This window comes from Rickettsia endosymbiont of Thecocarcelia acutangulata, from assembly GCF_964263195.1.
Lineage (GTDB): Bacteria > Pseudomonadota > Alphaproteobacteria > Rickettsiales > Rickettsiaceae > Rickettsia > Rickettsia felis.
The window spans coordinates 779,053-801,991 of the sequence record NZ_OZ181652.1 but is presented as its reverse complement, the minus strand read 5'-3'; the positions used below and the strand labels follow the sequence as shown (position 1 = coordinate 801,991).

The following is a 22,939-nucleotide window of genomic DNA, read 5'->3' as shown; positions in this document are numbered from 1 at the left end:
TTTAATTTTAGTAGACTAAATATTTATATCGAAGTAAATAAAAAACAATATTTGATTTATTAAAAATATTATTTATGTAATGAATGAAAAATTATAGAAGCGGCATTTGATACATTAAGACTTTCTACTCTCTTAGAAATAGGGATTTTGGCTAAATAATCACATGTTTCTTCGACTAATCTTCGTATGCCTTTATCTTCTGAGCCAAATACTAATGCCATTTTGTCGGAAATTAATTTATCAGTAAAGTAGTCATTTGCAGAACCTGTTAGACCTATAATCCAAAAGCCGTGTTTTTTAAGATAATTCATACATGAGCGTAAGTTAGTAACTTTAATTATAGGTATTAATTCTAAAGTACCGCAAGCCGCTTTAGCAATGCTGCCGCTTTCATTTGGAGAATTATCTTGAGGTAATATTATAGCATTTATATCAAAAGCAGCGGCACTACGAATAATTGCTCCAATATTTTGTGTGTCTGTTATTTGATCAAGAATCGCAATTTTACATTTTGAGTTTTTTATATCTACGTCCTCTAGATTGTAAGAAAAAATTGGTCTAACTTTTGCAGCTATTCCTTGATGTGTTTGGTTTTCCAGTAATTTAGATAAAATATCGTTATTAACAATTTCATAAGATCTGGTACCTATTAATTTTTTGTTTGTATCAAAAATTTCCCTAGTGCATAAAATATTTTCAATTTGACGTTTTGAATTATTTAGAGCAGAAAATACAGGATGTTTCCCATACATATAATAACAATTTTTAGAATCAAGTTTTTTATTTTGCATCTTATTGAAAACCGTCAGTAATTTGTTCTTGACAGAAACTACTATTTATTATAGAAAGTTACAACTAAATAAATGTGCAAGCTGCTATTTGTTTATTTGATGATTCGGCAAGAAGTTTTATTAAGTCCTAATACTAATTATATATATTATATATTGTATTTTACAGTGAATTAGTCTATTTAACACAGTAAAGTTCTTTAGGAGGGGTGGCCGAGTGGTCAATGGCAGCAGACTGTAAATCTGCCCGCGTAAGCGTTCGAAGGTTCGAATCCTTCTCCCTCCACCACTTAAATGGTTCAGGGAAGCGTATCATTTTATTTTAAAAGATTCATGTATATATGTTTAATTTTATTTAAAAATAAAACATAATTGTGTATATTTATAAATCTGAATAAAATTGATATAGCATTGTTAACAAAATATCTTTGAAATTATTTTATTAACAGTGCCACAATGCGGGTGTAGCTCAAATGGTAGAGTTCCAGCCTTCCAAGCTGGCTGTGTGGGTTCGATTCCCATCACCCGCTCCAGAGATAGTGGTAACAAATAAATTTAGCAAAAAATGCACTTATAAAAAATTAACTTGTATTAAACCTAATTGTAGAGAGTAATAACATGGCAAAAGCAAAATTTGAACGAACTAAACCGCACGTTAATATAGGTACGATCGGTCACGTAGATCACGGTAAAACTTCCTTAACGGCAGCAATAACTATAGTACTTGCTAAGACAGGTGGAGCAAAAGCTACAGCTTATGATCAAATTGATGCTGCTCCTGAAGAAAAAGAAAGAGGTATAACTATTTCTACTGCACACGTAGAATATGAGACTAAAAATAGACACTATGCACACGTAGATTGTCCGGGACACGCTGACTATGTAAAGAACATGATAACCGGTGCTGCTCAGATGGACGGTGCAATATTAGTAGTTTCTGCTGCTGATGGTCCTATGCCGCAAACTAGAGAGCATATATTACTAGCAAAACAGGTAGGTGTACCTGCTATGGTAGTATTCTTAAATAAAGTAGATATGGTGGATGATCCTGATCTATTAGAACTAGTAGAGATGGAAGTAAGGGAATTATTATCAAAATACGGTTTCCCGGGTGATGAAATACCTATTATTAAAGGTTCTGCATTTCAAGCTTTAGAAGGAAAGCCTGAAGGTGAAAAAGCTATTAATGAGTTAATGGATGCAGTAGATAGCTATATACCGCAGCCTGTAAGAGCTACGGATAAACCTTTCTTAATGCCGATAGAAGATGTATTCTCTATTTCAGGAAGAGGTACTGTTGTAACAGGTAGAGTAGAGTCAGGAATAATTAAGGTAGGTGAGGAAATTGAAATAGTCGGTCTAAAAGATACGCAAAAAACTACCTGTACCGGTGTAGAAATGTTCAGAAAATTACTTGATGAAGGACAAGCCGGAGATAATGTCGGTATATTACTACGCGGTACAAAAAGAGAAGAAGTTGAAAGAGGACAAGTTCTCGCAAAACCTGGTAGCATAAAACCTCATGATAAGTTTGAAGCTGAAGTATATGTGCTTAGTAAAGAAGAAGGTGGACGTCATACCCCATTTACTAATGACTATCGTCCGCAGTTCTATTTTAGAACAACAGACGTTACCGGTACAATAAAATTGCCTGCTGATAAGCAGATGGTTATGCCTGGAGATAATGCTACTTTTACGGTGGAATTAATTAAACCGATTGCTATGCAGGAAGGGTTAAAATTCTCTATACGTGAAGGTGGTAGAACAGTGGGTGCCGGCGTAGTAACTAAAATAAATAATTAATTGATTTTATAAATACCTATTATTTTTTAATAATAGGTATTTATATTTTAAGATGTCTGAAAAACATCTTGCTGTTTAAATATTAGGTTTACTGAATGAAAAATAAAATCAAAATTCGTTTAAAATCATTTGATCACAGTAGTCTTGATCAAGCTACAAAAGAGATAGTTAGTGCTGTTAAAAGAACATTTGCTAACATTAATGGTCCTATTCCTTTACCTAGAAAAATTGAAAGATTTACCGTAAATAGGTCTCCTCATGTACATAAGAAGTCAAGAGAGCAATTTGAAATTAGAAAGCATAAAAGATTATTAGTTATAGATGATCCGAATCCGGCGGTTGTTGATGCTTTAAGTAAAGTTGATTTAGCAGCAGGTGTTGATGTAGTGATTGAATTAGAGAGTGGGGAATAAATGAGAACCGGTATAATTGCTCAAAAAATTGGGATGACTAGTGTTTTTAATGATAAAGGAGAAAGAATTTCTTTGACATTAGTAAAAGTTGATGATTGTCAAGTGGTAGGGCATAAAACTCTAGAAAAACATGGATATAATGCTTTGGTTATAGGTATAAAAGATAAAAAAATATCTAGAGTAACTAAGCCTATGAAACAAGTTTTTGCTAATGCTAAAATATCTCCTAAAACTAAATTAAAAGAATTTAGAATTTCTGAAGAGAATTTTATTGATATAGCAGCAAGTCTAGAAGTAGATCATTTTACGGCAGGACAATTTGTGGATATAACGGCAACTACTATAGGTAAAGGGTTTGCTGGTAGTATGAAAAGACATAATTTTAAAGGTCTTGAAGCTTCTCACGGTGTTTCTATATCCCATCGTTCGCACGGTTCTACAGGACAAAGACAAGATCCAGGAAAGGTTTTCAAAGGCAAAAAAATGGCTGGTCATATGGGATGTAACCAAGTTACTATTCAAAATTTGAAAATATTTGCCGTTGATAAAGAGCGTAAGCTTATTATGATTCAGGGTAGTATACCTGGTCACAAAAATTCGTATCTTTCAGTAAAAGATGCAATAAAAAAGAATTAAATTATAGGTTAAAATTTGTTTACTGATAACCTCTTAGACATGTTTGTTGAGGTTAAAGATTATCAAATTAACAAAACGCCATGCAATATTATTTATATAAAAGTTTTATATAAGACTGTATAAGGTTAAATAAAGATGAAAACTAAAATATTAAGTCTTGCTAATGAAGAAGTTGGTGAGATTAGCTTAAACGAAGATATATTTGCTGTTGAATTTATCAGAGATGATATAATAAAGCAGGTTATTGATTGGCAGAGAGCTAAAGCAATGTCCGGTAACCACAAAACTAAAACAGTATCAGAAGTATCTGGAACCACAAAAAAACCTTTTAAGCAAAAAGGTACAGGTAATGCAAGACAAGGTTCCCTTAGATCGGTACAGATGCGTGGTGGTGGTGTAGCTCACGGACCTAGAGTACGTAGTCATGCAACAAAATTACCTAAAAAAGTACGAAAACTTGGTTTAATTCATGCTTTATCCGAGAAATTCGCTGAAGGAAAATTATTAGTAATAGATTCTTTAAAGCTAGATAAGCCTAAAACTTCTGCTCTTGTAAATATATTAAGCAAATTTCAAGGGAAAAGTTTCTTTGTAATAGATGGAAATGAAGTAGATACTAATTTTTCTTTAGCTGCAAAAAATATTTATAATACTGTGATTGTTCCACAAATAGGGGCAAATGTTTATGATATAATACGACATGAATATGTCCTATTATCACAAGAAGCAGTGAGCGTTTTAGAAGAGAGGTTAAGATGAGTTCTTATAAATACTACGATTTAATTAGAAAACCTATTATTACAGAAAAAACTACCACCCTTTCGGAACAAAATAAATACGCTTTTTATGTAGATAAATTTGCTGAAAAACTTACCGTTAAAAAGGCTATAGAAGAAATATTTAAAGTAAAAGTAAAAAAAGTGAATATTTTAAACGTTAAAGGTAAGAAGAAAAGATTTAAAGGAATTATAGGGACTCAAATCAATAGAAAGAAAGCTATTGTTACATTAGAAAAAGACCATAATATAGATTTTGCCGGAGGAATTAAATAAATGGCTTTAAAAAACTTTAATCCAATTACTCCTTCTCTTAGAGAGTTAGTTCAAGTTGATAAAACTAGTTTATGGAAAGGCAGACCTTTAAAATCTTTGACCAAAGGTATATCTAAAACCGGTGGACGAAATAATCAAGGTAGGATTACTTCTTGGCACAGAGGTGGAGGACACAAAAAATTATATCGTATTATTGATTTTAAAAGAAATAAAATAGATATTTCTGCTATTGTTGAAAGAATAGAGTATGACCCTAATAGAACTGCTTTTATTGCTTTAATAAAATATGAAGATGAGGAATATTCTTATATTCTAGCACCACAAAAATTATCTGTAGGTGATAGAGTAATATCAAGTCAAGATGCTGATATAAAAATAGGAAATTGTTTACCTTTAAAATTCATTCCTATCGGTACTACTTTACATAATGTTGAAATGAAAGTGGGTAAGGGTGGTCAAATTGCAAGGTCTGCAGGTACTTCAGTAGATCTAGTAGGTAAAGATTCAGGGTATGCTCAGATTAAATTAAGATCAGGTGAATTTAGGTTAGTACCTTTAGATTGTAAAGCTACTATAGGTAGTATATCTAACCCGGATCAAAAAAATATTAATTTAGGTAAAGCAGGTAGAAATAGATGGCTCGGTTGGAGACCGCATGTTAGAGGTGTAGCAATGAATCCTGTAGATCACCCTCATGGCGGTGGTGAAGGTAAAACTTCAGGAGGACGCCATCCTGTTACTCCTTGGGGATTCCCAACAAAGGGTAAGAAGACACGTAAAAATAAACGTACTTCAAAATTTATCGTAAAGAAAAGAAAATAGATTTTAAATTAATTAGGTATTAGTATGGCACGTTCAATATGGAAAGGGCCTTTTGTAGACGGTTATTTAATAAAGAAAGTTCAAAAATTAATGGAATCAGGTAAATCTGAAATGATTAAAACTTGGTCTAGAAGATCAACGATTTTGCCTATTTTTGTAGGGTTTACCTTTTCTGTTCATAATGGAAATAAATTTATTCCGGTTTCTGTAAATGAAGAAATGGTTGGAAGAAAATTAGGTGAGTTTGCTCCTACTAGAACATTTCACGGTCATGGAGCAGATAAAAAAGTCAAAAGAAAGTAAAGATTTATATGGTACAGGAAAATAAAAATTTTGCTACGGCAAAAGCTAAATCTATTAGAGTAAGTCCAAGGAAGCTAAATTTAGTTGCAGCTTTTATTAGAAATATGAAAGTATCTGAAGCATTGGTACAATTAACTTTTTCTCCTAAAAGAATTGCAAAAGTTGTAAAAGACTGTTTACAATCTGCTGTTGCAAATGCTGAAAATAATTTAGGTCTAGATATAGATAGATTGGTTATTACTAAAGCGACTGTAGGTAAGGCTTTAGTAATGAAAAGAGTTATGCCAAGAGCAAAAGGAAGAGCAACTAGAATAAATAAGTTTTTTAGTAATCTTTATATAACTGTTACAGAAAAAGAGGATAATTAAAATGGGGCAGAAAGTTTGTGCACATGGTTTTAGAGTGGGACCGACTTTAATTAAAGGTTGGGATTCCGTATTATATGCAGAAAAACATTATAAAACTCTTTTTATACAAGATTTAAAAATTAGGGATTTAATAAATAAGGGTTTTAATCAAGCTCAAGTTAGTAGAGTTTTAATTGAACGTCCTTCTAATAAAAGTATTATAATTAATATTAATGCCAAAAAACCAAATATCATTATCGGTAGAAACGGTAGTGAAATTGATAAGCTAAAAAAAGCTATTGAGAAAATGACTTCTTTAAAAGAAGTTTATATAAATATCCACGAAGTTAGAAAATTTAATATAGATGCTGCTATAGTAGCTCAAACTATAGCACTACAGCTTGAAAAAAGAGTTTCTTTTAGAAAAGCTATGAAAACAGCAATTCAGGCTTCATTTAAGCAAGGTGGACAAGGTATAAGAGTTAGTTGTTCAGGACGACTTGGAGGTGCTGAAATTGCTAGAACCGAGTGGTATATAGAAGGAAGAATGCCGTTACATACTTTAAGAGCTGATATTGATTATTCAACAGCTGAGGCTATAACTACTTATGGAGTTATAGGGGTTAAAGTGTGGATTTATAAAGGTGAATATACAGAAAATAAAAGATATAATTAATTTTAAGTATTAAAATGTTAGCTCCGAAAAAACAAAAATTTAGAAAAGCTCATAAGGGTAGAGTTGTTTCAAAAGCAAAAGCAGGTACGACGCTTGCTTTTGGATCATTTGGTCTAAAATCTATAGACGGTTGGCGTGTTACTGCAAGACAAATAGAAGCAGGAAGAAAAGCTGCTACTAGATGTATGAAAAGGCAAGGAAGATTATGGATTCGTATTTTTCCGGATGTTCCCGTTTCTAAAAAGCCTGCCGAAGTAAGAATGGGTAAAGGTAAAGGTTCTCCTGAATTTTTTGCAGTTAGAGTTTCGCCTGGAAGAATTATGTTTGAAATTGAAGGGGTAGAAGAAAATGTTGCACTTAGAGCTTTGGAGCTTGCAAGTGCAAAATTACCTGTTAGAACAAGGATAGTGAGACGTTATGAATGATTTAAAATTATTAAGAAGCAAGTTATCTACTGAAACAATAGAAGAGCTTTATAAAAACCTTAATCTTTTAAAAAAAGAATTGTTTAATTTAAGATTTCAACAAGCTTTAGGTGAGTTAAAAAATACTAGTAGGTTTTCGTTAGTCAAAAAGTCTATAGCACGCATTAAAACTGAATTAACAAAAAGATCTAATAGTGAGGAATATTAAAATGCCGAAAAGAGTGTTACAAGGCGTGGTTATAAGTTCAAAAGCTGATAAGACGGTTACAGTAAAAGTAGAAAGAAAGTTTAAGCATCCTATTTATAAAAAGTTCGTGAAAGTATCTAAAAAATATGCTGCTCATGATTCAGAAAATAAATATCAAGAAGGAGATAAAGTTAGTATAATTGAAAGTCGTCCTATCTCAAAAACCAAAACATGGTTAGTGGTAAATGGGGAATAAAGTTTTTTAATTTTTGACTTTATAAGGTAGATTGTTTATTTTATCTCTCGTGTATAAAAAATTGGAAGTAGTTTATGATTCAAATGCAGAGCATCTTGGAAATTGCAGATAATTCCGGTGCTAAAAAAGTTATGTGTATTAAAGTTTTAGGTGGCTCTCATCATATGGTGGCAAAGCTGGGTGATGTTATAGTTGTATCTGTTAAAGAAGCTATACCCGGCGGTAAGGTTAAAAAGGGCGATGTTTATAAAGGCGTGATTGTTCGTACAAAGACCGGAGTAGTAAGACCTGACGGTAGTACAATAAAATTTGATAAAAACGCATTAGTGCTTTTGAATAAACAAGATGAACCTATCGGTACTAGAGTTTTCGGTCCTGTTACAAGAGAACTTAGAGCGAAAAAATATGTTAGAATAATGTCGCTTGCAGAGGAAGTGTTATAAATGATTAAACTAAAAGTAAAAAAAGGTGATGAAGTTGTTGTTGTTACCGGAAAGCACAAAGGAAAAAAAGGTAAAATATTAAAAGTTTTTCCTGAGGACAGTAAAGTAATTGTTTCTGGAGTAAATTTAGTAAAAAAGCATACTAAACCTAATCAAATGAGTGAAGGCGGGATAATAACTAAAGAATTACCTATACATATCTCAAATATTGCACACATCGATCCAAAAACTGGTAACCCTACCAAAGTAGCTTTTAAATTCTTAGAAGACGGTTCTAAGGTTAGAGTAGCAAAGAAATCAGGGGAAATTATCGGTAAGGAAGGTAAATAATGTTAAGATTTAAAGAATTATATCAGCAAAAAATTATTGAAAACTTACAAAAAGAATTTTCTTATAAAAATAAGCATGAAATACCGCAAATTAAGAAAATTGTTATAAATATGGGAGTAGGGGAAGCGATAGCCGATTCCAAAGTAATTAATAATGCGGTAAATGATCTTACTTTGATTTCCAGTCAGAAGCCGGTTGTAACGTTAGCAAGAAAATCTATTGCAACCTTTAAGTTACGCGAAAGTATGAAAATAGGCTGCAAGGTTACATTACGTAAAGATAGAATGTATGATTTTTTAGAAAGGCTAGTAATTGTTGCGTTACCTCGTGTTAAAGAATTTCGCGGTTTTTCTTATAAAAGTTTTGACGGTAAAGGGAATTTTACTTTTGGATTAAAAGAGCAGATAGTTTTTCCTGAAATTAATTACGATAAAATCGATACAATAAGGGGTATGGATATTACAATCGTTACATCTGCTAAAACAGATAAAGAAAGTAAGTTTTTGTTATCAGGGTTTAATTTACCTTTTTATAATTAATTTTTAGGATATATATAATGGCAAAAGTAAGTTCTATAAAAAAGAACGAAAGTAGGAAAAAAAAATCACAAAGTTTACATAATAAACGTTCAGCACTAAAAAGTAAAATTTATGATAAAAATATTTCATTAGAAGAGCGTTTTTCTTTGGTAATGTCACTTGCACAATTACCTAGAAATTCATCATCTACTAGAATAAGAAATAGATGTGAGCTTACAGGTAGACCAAGAGGTGTTACAAGAAAATTCGGTATATCTAGGAATAAGCTTAGGGAATTAATAGGTAGAGGCTTAGTTCCCGGTGTAGTTAAGTCAAGTTGGTAAAAGTCGATAGGTAAATAATATGTCAATGACGGATAATGTAGCAGATATGTTAACTAGAATTAGAAATGCTTATAAAAGCAAATTGATAAATGTTTCTTTTCCTAGTTCTAAAATTAAAACTTCAATTTTAAATGTTTTGCAAAAAGAAGGTTATATAAAAGATTATGTAACTACTCAAAAAAATAATATTAGTTATACTGAGGTAGCTTTAAAATACTCTGTAAACGGTGATGCTTCTATATGCGAAATTCATAGAGTATCAAAGCCTGGAAAAAGAGTATATTCTGCTATTAAAGATTTGAAAGGATATTATAATAATATGGGTATATATATTCTTTCTACTCCTTACGGTGTTATGTCTGATAGAGAAGCTCATATTAAAAATGTCGGCGGCGAAGTAATTTGTAAAGTATTTTAAGGTAAAAAAATGTCACGTGTTGGAAAATTGCCGATTACTATACCTGAAGGTGTAAAAGTTGGTTTAAATGATTTAGAAGTAAAAATATCCGGACCTAAAGGCGAATTATCAAAAACTTTTAAAGGTAATATAGCAATTTCATTGGCAGAAAATAAGCTTTTAGTAAAACCTTTAGCCGCAAATAAAAATGCACGTGCTATGTGGGGTACTGCAAGAAGCATAATATCAAATATGGTTACCGGCGTTAAAGAAGGGTTTAAGCTTAAACTCGAAATTAACGGAGTCGGTTACAGAGCAATGGTAAAAGGTAAATATTTAAATTTAATGCTTGCTAAAAGCCATAATACAAAAATTGAAATACCTTCAGATATTAAAATAGAGGTACCTAAGCAAAATATTATTATTCTTGAGGGAACAGATAAAGAAAAATTAGGACAATTTGCCTCAATTATTATAAAACAGAGACCACCTGAGCCTTATAAAGGAAAAGGGATTAAATTTGAAAATCAATTTATACCGCGTAAAGAAGGTAAGAAAAATTAAATTTAAGAGTTAAATATGCGTAGTGCTAAGCTAAAATTTGAAAAAAGAAGAAGTAGAATAAGACATAAAATATCTAAAACATCTAATAGAGTTAGATTATCGATATTTAAATCAGGTAGACATATATATGCACAAATTATTGATGATTCTAAGTCTATAATGATTGCTTCTGCTTCAACTTTAGATGAGAAAATAAAAAAATTAAAAAAATCTCATTGTAATATTGAAAATGCTATCAAAGTAGGTGAAGAAATAGCAAAAAAAGCTGATTCTGCAGGGATAAAAGAAGTAGTATTTGATAGAGGCGGATATAAGTATCACGGTGTTGTAAAAGCTCTAGCTGATGCAGCTAGAGAGAAAATAAAATTTTAGTTTATAAGGTTGTAGTAATGTCTAAAGTTAAAAAAAATGAAGAGACTTTAAGCGAAGTTTTAGTTGATGTAAATAGAGTTACAAAAGTAGTAAAAGGCGGTAGAAGATTTGCTTTTTCTGCTTATGTAGTTGTCGGTGATAAAGCTGGCAGAGTCGGAGCGGGACACGGAAAAGCTAAAGAAGTAAACGAAGCTCGAGGAAAAGCAAAACAAGCCGCTAAAAAGAGAATGATGAAAGTGCCGTTATATCAAAATAGGACTATTCACCATGACGTTGTCGGTAAAAGCGGAGCTGCTAAAGTGATTTTAAGAAGAGCTAAAGCAGGTACGGGCGTTATAGCCGGAGGGTCTATGAGAGCAATTTTTGATTCTTTAGGTGTTCATGATATTGTTGCTAAATCAATAGGTTCAACGAATGTTTATGCAATGATTTCTGCAACATTTGATGCCTTAAATAAACTTGCATCACCAAAATCTATTGCTATGAGAAGAGATAAAAAAGTAAATGAAATATCTGTAAAATCCTCTGATATTCAAGTTAATGAATAATGTTGCGTTAAGTATAGGTGAAGTTATGAATAATAAGATTAATAATATAAAAATTACTCAAGTTAAAAGTGCTATAGGTCGTAAGTATGATCAAAGATTGACATTAGTTGGGCTTGGTTTAAACAAAATTAATAAGAGCGTTATTCTTGAAAATACTAACTCAATCAAAGGGATGGTTGAAAAAGTAAAGCATTTGTTAAAAATAGAAAATATGTAATTAGAGTTTTTAAATGAAATTAAATGAATTATATAATAATATAGGTGCTAAAAAAAATAAGAAAAGAATAGCACGCGGTATTGGTAGCGGTAAAGGAAAAACCGGCGGTAGAGGAATTAAAGGTCAAAAATCTAGATCTGGCGTTGCAATAAAAGGTTTTGAAGGTGGTCAAACACCTATGATCAAAAGACTACCTAAAAGAGGATTTAATTGTATTTCAACTAAAAAATACAATATAATAAATATTTATAATATTGAAGAAGCATTAGCCGATGGGCGTTTAAGTGCTGCTGATACTATTACAAAAGAAAAATTGGTAGAAGCCGGAGTAGTTAATAATAAAAATAATAAGAAATTAGTGAAATTATTATCTATTTGTAGTGATGATTTCGCTTCTCCCCTATCATTAAAATTAGATGCTTATTCTTCTAAAGCTAAGGATTTAATCGAAAAAGCAGGTGGAAAATTATTATAGTATATGGGGCAGAATTTTTCTAAAAAATCCGGTAATGATTTAGTTAGTCGCATTGTTTTTACTATTCTCATTCTTATAGTATGTAGATTTGGGTCTTTTATACCTATACCAGGTATAGATTCAATTGCTTTAAGTAGTGTGGCTGAAAAGAATCAATCCGGAATACTCGGAATGTTCAACATGCTATCCGGAGGATCGCTAGGTAGAATGTCTATTTTTGCTTTAGCAATTATGCCGTATATTACCGCCTCAATTATTATCCAATTAATGTCAGTTGCATATAAACCTTTAGAAAATTTAAAAAAAGAAGGGGAAGTAGGTAAAAGAAAAGTAAATCAGCTATCGAGATATTTAACGGTTCTGCTTGCTTCTTTTCAGGCTTATGGAGTTGCTATAAGTTTAGAGTCAATTGTAACAAATACCGGTCCTGTAGTAATTTTAGCGGGTTTTTTCTTTAGGGTTACAACCGTAATTACTTTGGTTGTAGGCACTATGCTATTAATGTGGTTAGGAGAACAAATTACACAACGTGGAATAGGTAACGGTACGTCTTTAATTATATTTATAGGTATAATTTCGGGAGTACCTAGTGCTATTATTAGTATGTTTGAATTATCAAGAAAAGGAGCATTATCGCCTTTAATAGCGTTAGCTGTTTGTATTGGAGTAGTTGTATTAATAGCTATAATTATATTTTTTGAAAAGGCCCAAAGAAAATTATTGGTGCAGTATCCTAAAAGACAAGTAGGAAATAAAATTTATGGAGGAGAAGCAACGCATATGCCTCTTAAATTAAATACTTCTGGTGTGATACCTCCAATATTTGCTAGTTCAATTTTACTATTTCCTGCTACGCTTGCTAATTTTTCTAATAGTAATTCAGAAACTATGGGCATGCTTACTTATTACTTAGGGCATGGAAAACCCGTATATATTTTATTATATGTAGCATTAATTATGTTTTTTAGTTTTTTTTATACTGCAATAGTATTTAATTCTGAAGAAACTGCTAATAATTTAAGAAAATACGGTGCTTATATTCCGGGTAAAAGACCAGGGAAAAATACGTCTGATTATTTTGATTATATACTTACAAGGCTTACGGTTATAGGTGGGATATATTTAAGTGTAATATGTGTAATTCCGGAGCTATTAATGAATAAGTATGTAATTTCTTTTTCTTTAGGAGGTACGAGTTTTTTAATTGTAGTGAACGTGGTACTTGATACTCTGACTCAGATTCAAACTTACTTATTTAGTAGTAAGTATGAAGGTTTAATGAAGAAAGTAAAATTAAAAAATTAAAAATGAGCTTAAATAGTGATAGTAATTTTTTTAGGTCCTCCAGGAGCCGGAAAGGGAACACAAGGAAAAAAAATAGCTAAAAAAATTGATTTACCACATATAGCAATCGGTGATATATTTAGAACAATTATTAAAACATCAATTAGTGAAGCAGAGTTAATTAATAATTATGTTAAGCAAGGGGAGCTTATCCCTAATGAAATAGTTAATCAAGTAATTAAAAATTTTTTATTATCCTCTGAATATAAAAACGGTTATATATTAGATGGATATCCACGTAATTTAGAGCAAGCAAAATTCTTTGAATCATTTATTAAAGAAAAAATTAAAATAATATATTTTGATGTTTCAGATGAATTATTAATTAAAAGAGTTTTAGGAAGATATAGTTGTAAAAATTGCGGTAAAATATATAATAGTTACTTCTTGCAGCCTAAAACTGATAATGTATGCGACGTTTGCGGTTCAAGTACATTTGACTATAGAAAAGACGACAATGAAGAAGTAATAAAAAAAAGAATTGAAGTATATAAAACAGAAACATATCCGTTAATAGATTATTATAAGAATAGTGGTAATTTTTATATAGTTAATGGAAGTAAAAATGAACAAGAAATAGAAATTGATATACAGAAAATACTAAAAATAAATTGACTTTATTAAAGATTTTTATATTATTTTCTAGTTACCAGTAAAATTTTGGAGATTATTTGTGGCAAGAATTGCAAGTGTTAATATTCCCGATAATAAACGTTTAGTTGTGAGTTTAACTTACATTTATGGTCTTGGGCCTACTATGGCATCAGAGATCTGTAATAAAGCAAAAATATCGAAAGGTAAAAAAGTTAAAGAACTTACGGATCAAGAGTTAATAAGCTTACGTAATATTATTGAAAGTGAGTATAAAGTTGAGGGTGATTTAAGACAAGAAGTTACGCTTAATATTAAGAAGAAGAAAGATATAAGATGTTATCAAGGGCTTAGACATATACGTAAGTTGCCGGTGAGAGGACAGAACACGCATTCTAATGCTCGAACTAGAAAAGGTAAAGCTATTGCGATAGCCGGAAAGAAAAAAGCTGTAAAATAATAGTTTAAGTATAGAGTATAAATAATGAATCAGACGGTAAAAGTTAAGAAAAAGAAAAAAACTATCACTCTGGGTGTTGTGCATATCCGAGCATCATTTAATAATACTATAGTAACATTTACTGATATCCAAGGTAATACTATTTCTTCTGCATCGGCAGGAGGTAATGGGTTTAAAGGGGCAAGAAAAGCAACACCTTATGCAGCTCAAGTAACAATTGATAGAGCATCGGAAAAAGCAAAAGAATATGGTCTAAAAACTATTTCTATTAGGATTGGAGGGCCGGGAGCTCAGCGTGAATCAGCAATGAGAGCTTTATTCGGGCAAAATTTTGTGGTTACATCAATTTTAGATGTATCGTCAATTGCTCATAATGGAGTAAGACCGCCAAAAAGAAGAAGAGTATAAGAGTATAAGAGAATCATAGGTATTAAATGTTATCGTTAAGTAAAAATTGGAATACTTTAATAAAGCCGAATAAAGTCGCTTATGAAAATTTTCCGGAAACCAATAATAAAGCTAAAATTGTAGTTGAACCTTTAGAAAGAGGTTTTGGTTTAACACTCGGTAATGCTATGAGAAGAGTATTACTTTCTTCTTTACAAGGAGCAGCTATCACTTCTATAAAGATCCCTGCTATAGAACACGAATTTTCTTCTATACCCGGTGTAAAAGAAGATGTATCGGAAGTGATTTTAAACATTAAAGGTATTGAAGTAAAAATGTATGTTGCGGAAAAACGTATCATGAAATTAAAAGCAACAGGACCTTGTGTTATAACGGCCGGTATGATTGAAACAGGTCATGATGTAGAAATACTGAATCCGGATAATGTAATTTGTAATCTAGCTAAGAACAAGCAGCTCGAAATGGAATTAACTTGTAAGGTTGGTAAAGGATATGTACTTAGCACAAATAGCTATGAGGATAATTTACCTATTGGTGAAATAGCTATAGATGCTTTATTTAACCCGGTAAAGAGTGTTACTTATAAAGTAGAAAATACTAGGGTAGGTCAGGTTACTGACTATGATAAATTAATTATGTTTGTAGAAACTAACGGTGATTTATTACCTGAAATGGCTGTAGGTTTAGCTGCACGTATTCTACAAGAGCAATTACAATTATTTATTTCTTTTGAAGAACAGGAAGAAGATAAGCAAGTTAAAACTGATGCTTTACCGTTTTCACCTTATTTACTTAAGAGAGTTGATGAATTGGAATTATCAGTTAGATCGGCAAATTGTTTGAAAAATGATAATATAATATATATAGGGGATCTAGTAAAAAGAACGGAATCCGATATGCTGAGAACTCCAAATTTCGGTAGAAAATCTTTAAATGAGATTAAAGAAATATTGGCAAAATTTAATTTAAGATTCGGTATGGATGTACCGGATTGGCCACCGGAAAATATTCAAGAATTATCTAAACGTTATGAAGATTCTTATAATTAAGGACTAATAAAAATGCGACATAAAATTAAAGGTAGAAAGTTAAACGTAACAAGTAGCCATAGGCAAGCAATGCTCGCTAATATGGCTGTAGCACTTGTAACCCATGAACAAATTAAAACTACTTTACCAAAAGCTAAGGAATTAAGACCTTACATTGAAACTCTAATTACTAAAGCTAAAAAAGCTGATTTAACGGTAAGAAGAAGCGTTTTATCAAAAATAAAAGATAAAAAAGCAGTAGAAAAGCTTATAAATATTTTAGGTACCAGATATAAAGATAGATCTGGCGGTTACACTAGAATAATAAAAGCCGGATTCCGTTATGGTGATTTAGCACCGATAGCATATATTGAATTTGTAGATAGAGATATTAATGCTAAAGGAAATATACAGCAAGATGCTAATGAAGAAATTAAAAATTAAAATATAAGGGACTCGGTAATGGCTAATCATTCTTCAGCAAAAAAAGCTGCCAGACAAACAGTAAAAAGAACTCTAATCAATAAAAAAAGATCTAGTGCAATAAAAACTTTTATAAAGAAAGTTGTACATGAAATCAGTCTTGGTAATAAAGAAAATGCTAACTTAGCTTTATCTGTTGCTCAGTCTAAGATAATGCAAGGTGTGAAAAAAAATATAATTAAATTAAATACCGCCTCAAGAAAAATCAGTAGGTTATCAAAACAAATAAAAAGTTTGAACGAAAGTAAATAACACTTTATAGGCAATTTAAAAGCAAGAGCTAATAAAATTTTGCTATAAATTACTTATATATACTTCTTATTAATTATAAATAATGTTATTTTACTAATTAATAAAAAATATGGGCGATTAGCTCAGCTGGTAGAGTATCTCGTTTACACCGAGAGTGTCGGCGGTTCGAGTCCGTCATCGCCCACCAATCGAAAGTTTTTAGTATTTCTGAGTCTTAAACTCAAGCTTTTCAGTTTTAAATGTTACAATAGTTAAACCTATCAAGAAAAACAGTATCTTTGTGAAATGGCATTTCTAACTAAGTATATATTAGTTAATAGTTTAATGCCATTGCAAGAAAATTACGGAGTAATTGCTAAGACAATCCAGTTAAAAATACTAAAATTATTAGTATTTTTTATTGTTTTTATGGACCCCGTGGTCAAGCCACGGGGTGACACAGTGGGTTTTACCGGTCTACGCAACAATGCCACGTGGGAATGACATGGAACGAAAAATGTCCGGTACTATGGGCTTGACCATGGGATCCAAAACTTTTTAAGGTTTTCTGGATATCCGGAACAAGTTCCAGTATGACAGTTTATATCTTTTTTATCTCACTTTAGTGGTAGTTAAATATTTCATTATAATATTACATTACTTGGCTATCTTTTTTGAAACCTGCGGTCAAGCGAGCTAGGATGATATGGGTGGAATCGACCCACGTAATAATGCTATATCGTGGTCAACAAGCTATGATATGACACTGAATAAATTTCCTGATTCATACGAGTTTTTAGAATCTTTTATATATAGCATAATTCATAAAGCTTGATACAAGCGAATTTTGTACTATCGCCTTTGCTTACATATTAATATTGTCTAGCTAGCTCGCCTTTAAATTTATCTTGTCCGGAACCTTTCTAAATTTTACTGTAATTCTTTTCCGCATTATTTATTACTTTTGCCGTTATTTTTACTAGCTTTTCAAAAAAATAGCAAAGTATAAATTGCGATAGGAAGTAGAAGTTAAAGCAGTTAATAAAGTAAAATGATAGTTGCTAAAATACAAAATAACCAAAAGTTGCTAATATATTTAAAATTAAAAAATTATTTGTTATTGCAATTTTTTAATTTTTGCTTTAATTGTAATCAACTATTATTAACAAAAATAAAAAATAACTTTTATGAAAGATATAAGCTCTTGGAAAGAAAAGTTTGAAGTTTGCGTTTATGCTAAAAAATTACTTGATAAACTCGAAGATTTAAACACTAAAGTAAAAAATCCTGTTGATATAGAGGAGGTTAAAAAAGGCATTTACTACGCTCGTAAATATCACGGTTCTCAAATGCGTCAATCAGGTGATCCTTATTATTCTCATCCGATTGAGGTGACGATTATGCTTGCGGAGTTTGTAGCTGAAGAAGTTCCTAAGCTTTTTACGACCATAATGCTACAAGCTGCTTTACTTCATGATACTATTGAGGATACAGAATTAACTGAAGAAATGATTAACGGCATTTTTGGAGCAGAGGTAGTGAAACATGTAGAAGGTCTAACTAGAATTAAACCTTACGGGAAAATCACTGCTGAAGAAAGCTTAAATCTATTAATTAAACAGAAAAGATATAATACAGCACTTATAAAACTTTTTGATAGAGCCCTAATATACAGACTTTAGGAGCTAAATCACCTGAGAAAGCTAAAAAAATTATTGAAGAGACTTTAATAAATTTTGTAACTATAGCTGTATATTTTAAAATTCCAGTAATAAAAGAAAGGCTCTTATTTTTATGCTATCAGTATCTATATCCTAAAGATTATCAGCTGGAACGGTCACTAACGAAGTTTGAGGATAGCTTTCAACCACTTTATCCAGTTTTTCAAAATATAATATTCCCCACGTAAAACCTATACTTACTGGAATTAGTATAAACAATACCCCCCAATTATCAAAATATTTAACTAAAAAACTAGTCCAAAAGAGGTAATAATATGCATTAAGGCTCGTGATAAAGCAAATAACCAACTTGGATAGGTAAAACGTTTAAAAATTGGAAAATGTTTTATATATATAGGTACAGTAGGAAAAGCATCAGGTCTAAAGATAATAAAAAATGATTGTATAAAAAGAACTTCAAAAGGATTAGCTATAGTTGATAATAAATAAGGATATATAAAAGCAAATAACCAAAATATTAATAACCTAAATTTTATAAGAATTAATGGATATATTTTATAGCATAGATAAGTTAATATTATATATGAACCTAAATTTACCATTGAGACAATAAAATTGTTATGTATGATCTGTTCACTGGTGTAGCCAAAGGTATTTTTTAATATATTACTACAATGTGAGTAAGTAAAATAAAATGATACAGGCCATGCACATTCAATTAAAAAATAAGCTAAACAGGTTTTTTTATTGACCTTTTCTTGTAGAAGAAAATGATTTTTTAATTTTTACATCTCCTTTTTCAATAGCATCAGCTAAGCTTTCTTGAAGTTGGCGTTTTGCATCTGCAAATACAGGAGTTTCGCGTAAAGTAGTTCGTGCAGTTAGCCCAATCACTGCAATAACTGCTCCCATCCAAAAAGCTATACGCCAACTAAAACTATAACTGGTAACTATAGATGCTATACCGAGTGCTGCAACGCCTCCTACAGTAGAGGCTGTGACAATCATAGCCACGCTTGAATATTGAGTAGGAGGTTTTGTAATTTCAGTTAAGTAAATTTGAGCCCCCATAATCTCGCCCATTGATGAGATCCCTTGAGCAACTCTACATAATGTTATAACTATAGTAGCAGTTATACCTATTTCTGAGTAAGGAAGAAAGAGTCGCTGTAATAATGCAGGTAATTGCCATAATAGCTGTGGTGATAATAACAGTTGCTTTTCTGCCTATATTGTCACCAATCCAGCCAAATATTATAGCCCATACAGGTCTAAAAACGAAAGTAGAACAAAACGCAAAAGCATTAAGAAGTGAATTAACAAAAGGGTCGTACTTAGGAAAAAATAAATCATTTAAAAGTACCGCCATATGCACGTAAAGCATTAGGTCAAAATACTCAAGAAATGTGCCGATAGATAATAGTCCTATTGCTTCTTTTTGCTTACGTGTTAAGCTTCTTTGTTCTTTCTCATAGCCGAGCATAATTTCTTTACAAAAGTTAAATTGTAAAGAAATTATACTGTTTTATATAAAAGTCAATAGGAATTTTCGCTTTATAAGATAAATAAGGAAGTGAAGTGCAACTTACTATTGGCTTATTTTTACTATTCATTAATGACGTTAATAGTATGATAATAAACTAATTGAGAGAAAAAAATATTTATACGTCAATCCGGTATTCATATCCTCATATACTTTTTGTATGTTGCAGTGTGAGGTGAGTGTTTCCTCTTTATAAGATTAGGTTATGCAAGAGGGCTATTGATGATTTCCTATTTTACCTTATTAACCCTAAATCTTTTTTTGTAATTCTTTTTATATAATTATTTGGCGTATCTGTATTTTTATTAGAAATAGTATTGTTATTAATTAATTGTTTCCCGATTCTATTTACTATATTTTCTGTGCCGCTTAGTTCTAATTTCTTTTTTAACTGTATCGTTTTATATTCCTTATGATCATTAGTATTTGTATTTTCAACTGCTTTTGTTAACACGCTTTTATGGGTAGTTATTTGTTCTGGCTGTTTATAAAAAGGATTATGTGTTCTATTTATATCTTTTAGTACGTCTACTATTATATTTTGTGATGTTATTTTTTTTGTATCAGCATATTCTAATGCTGTCCTTAATGTTATTTCTTTACTAAGCTGATTAAATCTTTGTTGTTTTTCTTGATCGGTAAATTTAAAGTAATTCTTATCTTGTAGTAAAGCGGTTAATGCTTCAGTTTGAACAGCTTGTTTATATATCCTATCTCTGCTAATTCTTGGATATTTTTATAATTACCTATATCTGTTTTTTGTTTTTCTTGATTAATATTATGGTTTAACTCCTTAATTAACTTTATTCTATCCTGAATCTGATTTACTGAATCTTTAGAACCTTTTAATGATTGTAATCCTTATTTATTGATGAAATTATTTGTGCTACACCACCACCGATTATAGCTGCAGATACCCCTGCTACGTTTACTATATTACTTATTCCATTTGTTATAACCGATGCTATAAATAATGATTTGGTATTTTGAGTATTTTTACCTTTCGTTTGATTCGGATCATTATGTATATATAAATCATCTTTTAAAATATCTTTTAACTTCGGGTCAATTTTTAAAAGAGCTTGTTGTTTACTCAAATCGTCACGATGTTTTACTAATAATTTATTTTCTTGTGTAAGAAGACGTATCTTTCGAGTATGTACTACATCTATTATTGCTTTACCTACTATAGATGTTGCCATGGCAGCAGCTGATACAAACATAAATGGAGCTGTTGCGGGTACTATAGTTGCTAGCATAATACTACTTGCTATTAATCCGAGTACGCTAGCGGTGGTTTTATTAAAAAGAATCTTTCCTGTTATGTTGCTTATTTTCTTTATATTACTCCATGTTTTTGAGGTCTTAATACTATTTAGAATATTAATATTAGAGGTTCTTGAGTTAGCTTGTGCTTTATGCTCACTATTTGGCTGTTGTTCATGGTTTTTTAAGGTGTTTGTGCCTCTATTCATTAATTTTTGTATCCGTTCTTGCTCTATTATATATAAATCATCTTTACTTTTTACTGTTTCTTGAGAAATTATACGCTCCAAGTTACGCCTTTGTATAACTTCTATATCATTCATACTTCTAAATATTGGAGGCTGCTTTTTAGGTACTGGATCTATATTATTGGATGATGCCTTTTTTTCTGTTCCTTTACAATATCTAAATCTTCTTCTAGTGATGTGCATATTTATTTTCTTCTTCTATAGGTCTTGCCATTCTATTCGCTCTATAGGTGCATTATAGATAATTATTAAAATTTGTTAATAATTATCTATAATTAAATTACTTAAAATGCAAATTTAAGGTAAATATTTATCATGAATTAGTGATAATAGAGCAAAGATAGATAAATAATAACATAAACTAACTAAAAGTTATTGTATTATTAAAAAATTCATATATTAATTAAAATACAAAGTTATTTATTAATTATTATGTCAAATACACCTAAATTAGAAAATCACTATAATAAATTGTTACAAGATATTATGCTTAAAACATTAGAGCAGAATAAAACTGTAGAAACCTATTTATACAAGAAGATTTTAGTAGTGCTTTAGATGAGCTGCAAAAAATAAACGAAAAGCTTGAAGAATATTGTAAGGTTTTTTCTCTGCTTGAAATAATTAAAACCAAACTCTCTGAAGAAGATAAATTATATAACTAATTATAATTGATATAAAAGGTGAAAGCCGCGTTTCGCCTTTTATATTCAATAATAATTTCCTGCTTCAACTTCTAGCTTTTTAAAATGTGATATACCGAGGCTATACCCTATAATAATAGGAATTACTATCATCAACAATCCTAAATTATTAAAACGTTCTGTTAAATAAACAAGCCCAAAAGAACTAATTACATACATAGCAGCTCGTGAAGAAGCATATATAAAGCTAGCATAGGTAAATCGTTTAAAAACCGGAAAACTTTTATAAAATATTGGAATTGCCGGAAATTCACTTGGAGAAAAAGTGACTACAATTAGTTGAATTAAGAGAATTTGCCAGCCTTGCGTTATATTATCTAATATTAATGGACTAAATAGAAGAAAAATTAAAAGTATTACTAATTGCGTTTTTAAAATTTTTAGTGGATGAAATTTATAGCATAAACACGTAAGTGCTAGTGCTACAAAAAATTCTACTATAGAAATAATGAAATTTTGATGTATTACTGCTTCAGCGGTATAGTGTAACGAATCTTTAAGTATATTACTACAATGAATATAAGCAAAATAGAACCATACCGGTTGTGCTAGTTGTATTAAAAAATAATAGATTGCAGTCTTCTTATTAACTTTTTCTTGCCATACAGGATTATTTTTTATCTTTGCTACATCAATTATATTACTATCTTTTATAGTTTCTTGTATTCTACGCTTAGCATCAACAAAATCCGGTGTTTCACGTAAAGTAGTCCTAGAAGCACTCCCTATTAAAGCAATTCCTGCACCTACCCAAAATGCGATACGCCAATTAAAGCTATAGGATGTAACTAAGGTTGCTACGCCAAGGGCGACAGTTAATCCTAAGCTAGCACATACCCCTACAAACGCTACCGCAGGAAAGCGTTTAGGCACTCCTACGGATCCCGTTAAATATAATTCTGCTCCTACTCTTTCTCCCATGGACGACATACCTTGCACTATACGGCATATTGTTACTATCCAAGCGGCACTAGCACCTACTTGGGCATAAGTAGGAAGATTAGCCATAACGATACAAGAAAACGACATTAAAAT

33 protein-coding genes, 3 tRNA genes and 3 pseudogenes are annotated in these 22,939 nt (G+C 30.9%); 34 read left to right on the top strand and 5 right to left on the bottom strand.

Annotated features, from left to right (window positions below; all coding sequences use genetic code 11):
- Positions 1-68 precede the first annotated feature (68 nt).
- Complete coding sequence (gene rlmB / locus ACE38Q_RS04400) at positions 69-791, bottom strand: 23S rRNA (guanosine(2251)-2'-O)-methyltransferase RlmB (RefSeq protein ID WP_500190231.1); 723 nt, start codon at positions 789-791, stop codon at positions 69-71.
- A 200-nt stretch (positions 792-991) separates the two neighbouring features.
- Here rlmB and ACE38Q_RS04395 point away from each other — a divergent pair.
- The 33 genes and pseudogenes from ACE38Q_RS04395 (at position 992) to ACE38Q_RS04235 (ending at position 18,370) form a co-directional block, all read left to right on the top strand.
- A tRNA-Tyr gene (locus tag ACE38Q_RS04395) sits at positions 992-1,077 on the top strand.
- 169 nt (positions 1,078-1,246) lie between these two features.
- Positions 1,247-1,321 (top strand) — tRNA-Gly (locus ACE38Q_RS04390).
- A gap of 85 nt (positions 1,322-1,406) precedes the next feature.
- Positions 1,407-2,591, top strand: a complete 1,185-nt coding sequence (tuf, locus tag ACE38Q_RS04385) for an elongation factor Tu (protein WP_500190230.1) — start codon at positions 1,407-1,409, stop codon at positions 2,589-2,591.
- A 95-nt stretch (positions 2,592-2,686) separates the two neighbouring features.
- Positions 2,687-3,004 (top strand): 30S ribosomal protein S10, encoded by a 318-nt coding sequence (rpsJ, locus tag ACE38Q_RS04380; RefSeq protein ID WP_500190229.1) that lies wholly within the window; start codon positions 2,687-2,689, stop codon positions 3,002-3,004.
- Complete coding sequence (gene rplC / locus ACE38Q_RS04375; RefSeq protein ID WP_500190228.1) at positions 3,005-3,640, top strand: 50S ribosomal protein L3; 636 nt, start codon at positions 3,005-3,007, stop codon at positions 3,638-3,640.
- 135 nt (positions 3,641-3,775) lie between these two features.
- Positions 3,776-4,399 (top strand): 50S ribosomal protein L4, encoded by a 624-nt coding sequence (rplD, locus tag ACE38Q_RS04370; RefSeq protein ID WP_266264628.1) that lies wholly within the window; start codon positions 3,776-3,778, stop codon positions 4,397-4,399.
- Positions 4,396-4,692, top strand: a complete 297-nt coding sequence (gene rplW / locus ACE38Q_RS04365; RefSeq protein ID WP_011270632.1) for a 50S ribosomal protein L23 — start codon at positions 4,396-4,398, stop codon at positions 4,690-4,692. The genes rplD and rplW overlap by 4 nt, the downstream gene beginning before the upstream one ends.
- A complete protein-coding gene (gene rplB / locus ACE38Q_RS04360) occupies positions 4,693-5,514 on the top strand; it encodes a 50S ribosomal protein L2 (protein WP_500190227.1) in 822 nt (273 codons plus the stop codon).
- A gap of 24 nt (positions 5,515-5,538) precedes the next feature.
- Positions 5,539-5,817: a 30S ribosomal protein S19 gene (rpsS, locus tag ACE38Q_RS04355; RefSeq protein WP_008580964.1), complete on the top strand. Its 279-nt coding sequence runs from the start codon at positions 5,539-5,541 to the stop codon at positions 5,815-5,817.
- Positions 5,818-5,825: 8 nt separating this feature from the next.
- Positions 5,826-6,185, top strand: a complete 360-nt coding sequence (gene rplV / locus ACE38Q_RS04350) for a 50S ribosomal protein L22 (protein ID WP_008580961.1) — start codon at positions 5,826-5,828, stop codon at positions 6,183-6,185.
- A 1-nt stretch (position 6,186) separates the two neighbouring features.
- Entirely contained in the window at positions 6,187-6,840 is a 654-nt protein-coding gene (rpsC, locus tag ACE38Q_RS04345) for a 30S ribosomal protein S3 (protein WP_202068910.1), read from the top strand.
- Between the two features lie 14 nt (positions 6,841-6,854).
- Positions 6,855-7,265, top strand: a complete 411-nt coding sequence (gene rplP / locus ACE38Q_RS04340) for a 50S ribosomal protein L16 (RefSeq protein ID WP_500190226.1) — start codon at positions 6,855-6,857, stop codon at positions 7,263-7,265.
- Positions 7,258-7,473 carry a 50S ribosomal protein L29 gene (rpmC, locus tag ACE38Q_RS04335; RefSeq protein WP_004596213.1) on the top strand — a complete coding sequence of 72 codons (216 nt, stop codon included), beginning with the start codon at positions 7,258-7,260 and terminating at the stop codon, positions 7,471-7,473. Before rplP ends, rpmC begins: the two co-directional genes overlap by 8 nt.
- Position 7,474: 1 nt before the next feature.
- Positions 7,475-7,708 carry a 30S ribosomal protein S17 gene (gene rpsQ, locus ACE38Q_RS04330; RefSeq protein WP_039594825.1) on the top strand — a complete coding sequence of 78 codons (234 nt, stop codon included), beginning with the start codon at positions 7,475-7,477 and terminating at the stop codon, positions 7,706-7,708.
- Between the two features lie 74 nt (positions 7,709-7,782).
- Positions 7,783-8,151, top strand: a complete 369-nt coding sequence (gene rplN, locus ACE38Q_RS04325) for a 50S ribosomal protein L14 (protein ID WP_500190225.1) — start codon at positions 7,783-7,785, stop codon at positions 8,149-8,151.
- Entirely contained in the window at positions 8,152-8,481 is a 330-nt protein-coding gene (gene rplX / locus ACE38Q_RS04320) for a 50S ribosomal protein L24 (protein ID WP_500190224.1), read from the top strand. It begins immediately after the preceding gene.
- Positions 8,481-9,020: a 50S ribosomal protein L5 gene (rplE, locus tag ACE38Q_RS04315; RefSeq protein ID WP_500190223.1), complete on the top strand. Its 540-nt coding sequence runs from the start codon at positions 8,481-8,483 to the stop codon at positions 9,018-9,020. The genes rplX and rplE overlap by 1 nt, the downstream gene beginning before the upstream one ends.
- Positions 9,021-9,037: 17 nt before the next feature.
- A complete protein-coding gene (gene rpsN, locus ACE38Q_RS04310; RefSeq protein ID WP_011270640.1) occupies positions 9,038-9,343 on the top strand; it encodes a 30S ribosomal protein S14 in 306 nt (101 codons plus the stop codon).
- Positions 9,344-9,362: 19 nt separating this feature from the next.
- Positions 9,363-9,761, top strand: a complete 399-nt coding sequence (gene rpsH / locus ACE38Q_RS04305; protein ID WP_041078363.1) for a 30S ribosomal protein S8 — start codon at positions 9,363-9,365, stop codon at positions 9,759-9,761.
- A 9-nt stretch (positions 9,762-9,770) separates the two neighbouring features.
- A complete protein-coding gene (gene rplF / locus ACE38Q_RS04300; RefSeq protein ID WP_040256099.1) occupies positions 9,771-10,304 on the top strand; it encodes a 50S ribosomal protein L6 in 534 nt (177 codons plus the stop codon).
- A 15-nt stretch (positions 10,305-10,319) separates the two neighbouring features.
- Positions 10,320-10,676, top strand: a complete 357-nt coding sequence (gene rplR, locus ACE38Q_RS04295; protein WP_500190222.1) for a 50S ribosomal protein L18 — start codon at positions 10,320-10,322, stop codon at positions 10,674-10,676.
- Between the two features lie 17 nt (positions 10,677-10,693).
- Positions 10,694-11,224 (top strand): 30S ribosomal protein S5, encoded by a 531-nt coding sequence (gene rpsE, locus ACE38Q_RS04290; RefSeq protein WP_011270644.1) that lies wholly within the window; start codon positions 10,694-10,696, stop codon positions 11,222-11,224.
- 25 nt (positions 11,225-11,249) lie between these two features.
- A complete protein-coding gene (rpmD, locus tag ACE38Q_RS04285) occupies positions 11,250-11,441 on the top strand; it encodes a 50S ribosomal protein L30 (RefSeq protein ID WP_039594859.1) in 192 nt (63 codons plus the stop codon).
- A gap of 13 nt (positions 11,442-11,454) precedes the next feature.
- The gene (gene rplO, locus ACE38Q_RS04280; RefSeq protein WP_266264669.1) at positions 11,455-11,916 is read left to right on the top strand and encodes a 50S ribosomal protein L15; all 462 of its coding nucleotides are present in this window, start codon (positions 11,455-11,457) and stop codon (positions 11,914-11,916) included.
- Positions 11,917-11,919: 3 nt separating this feature from the next.
- Positions 11,920-13,221: a preprotein translocase subunit SecY gene (gene secY / locus ACE38Q_RS04275; protein ID WP_500190221.1), complete on the top strand. Its 1,302-nt coding sequence runs from the start codon at positions 11,920-11,922 to the stop codon at positions 13,219-13,221.
- Between the two features lie 15 nt (positions 13,222-13,236).
- Positions 13,237-13,875: an adenylate kinase gene (locus ACE38Q_RS04270; RefSeq protein WP_500190220.1), complete on the top strand. Its 639-nt coding sequence runs from the start codon at positions 13,237-13,239 to the stop codon at positions 13,873-13,875.
- A 58-nt stretch (positions 13,876-13,933) separates the two neighbouring features.
- Entirely contained in the window at positions 13,934-14,311 is a 378-nt protein-coding gene (gene rpsM / locus ACE38Q_RS04265) for a 30S ribosomal protein S13 (RefSeq protein ID WP_500190219.1), read from the top strand.
- A gap of 24 nt (positions 14,312-14,335) precedes the next feature.
- Positions 14,336-14,719 carry a 30S ribosomal protein S11 gene (rpsK, locus tag ACE38Q_RS04260; RefSeq protein WP_008580920.1) on the top strand — a complete coding sequence of 128 codons (384 nt, stop codon included), beginning with the start codon at positions 14,336-14,338 and terminating at the stop codon, positions 14,717-14,719.
- A 26-nt stretch (positions 14,720-14,745) separates the two neighbouring features.
- Positions 14,746-15,768: a DNA-directed RNA polymerase subunit alpha gene (locus ACE38Q_RS04255; protein WP_500190218.1), complete on the top strand. Its 1,023-nt coding sequence runs from the start codon at positions 14,746-14,748 to the stop codon at positions 15,766-15,768.
- Between the two features lie 12 nt (positions 15,769-15,780).
- Positions 15,781-16,191 (top strand): 50S ribosomal protein L17, encoded by a 411-nt coding sequence (rplQ, locus tag ACE38Q_RS04250; protein ID WP_500190217.1) that lies wholly within the window; start codon positions 15,781-15,783, stop codon positions 16,189-16,191.
- 18 nt (positions 16,192-16,209) lie between these two features.
- On the top strand, positions 16,210-16,482 hold the full coding sequence (gene rpsT / locus ACE38Q_RS04245; protein ID WP_040256087.1) for a 30S ribosomal protein S20: 273 nt from the start codon (positions 16,210-16,212) through the stop codon (positions 16,480-16,482).
- A gap of 111 nt (positions 16,483-16,593) precedes the next feature.
- Positions 16,594-16,669 (top strand) — tRNA-Val (locus ACE38Q_RS04240).
- A gap of 979 nt (positions 16,670-17,648) precedes the next feature.
- Positions 17,649-18,370: pseudogene (locus ACE38Q_RS04235) on the top strand (HD domain-containing protein).
- Here ACE38Q_RS04235 and ACE38Q_RS04230 read toward each other — a convergent pair.
- The 3 genes and pseudogenes from ACE38Q_RS04230 to ACE38Q_RS04220 all read right to left on the bottom strand — a co-directional run bounded on the left by ACE38Q_RS04230 (position 18,276) and on the right by ACE38Q_RS04220 (position 21,383).
- A pseudogene (locus ACE38Q_RS04230) lies at positions 18,276-19,626 on the bottom strand (MFS transporter). The pseudogenes ACE38Q_RS04235 and ACE38Q_RS04230 overlap by 95 nt on opposite strands.
- 295 nt (positions 19,627-19,921) lie before the next feature.
- On the bottom strand, positions 19,922-20,140 hold the full coding sequence (locus ACE38Q_RS04225) for a hypothetical protein (RefSeq protein WP_039594936.1): 219 nt from the start codon (positions 20,138-20,140) through the stop codon (positions 19,922-19,924).
- Between the two features lie 391 nt (positions 20,141-20,531).
- Positions 20,532-21,383, bottom strand: coding sequence for a hypothetical protein (locus ACE38Q_RS04220; protein WP_500190216.1), 852 nt, complete (start codon positions 21,381-21,383; stop codon positions 20,532-20,534).
- 249 nt (positions 21,384-21,632) lie between these two features.
- On the opposite strand from ACE38Q_RS04220, the pseudogene ACE38Q_RS04215 reads away from it, so the two are divergent.
- Positions 21,633-21,865: pseudogene (locus tag ACE38Q_RS04215) on the top strand (hypothetical protein).
- A gap of 45 nt (positions 21,866-21,910) precedes the next feature.
- On the opposite strand, the gene ACE38Q_RS04210 reads toward ACE38Q_RS04215, so the two are convergent.
- Complete coding sequence (locus ACE38Q_RS04210; RefSeq protein ID WP_500190215.1) at positions 21,911-22,933, bottom strand: MFS transporter; 1,023 nt, start codon at positions 22,931-22,933, stop codon at positions 21,911-21,913.
- Positions 22,934-22,939: the final 6 nt, after the last annotated feature.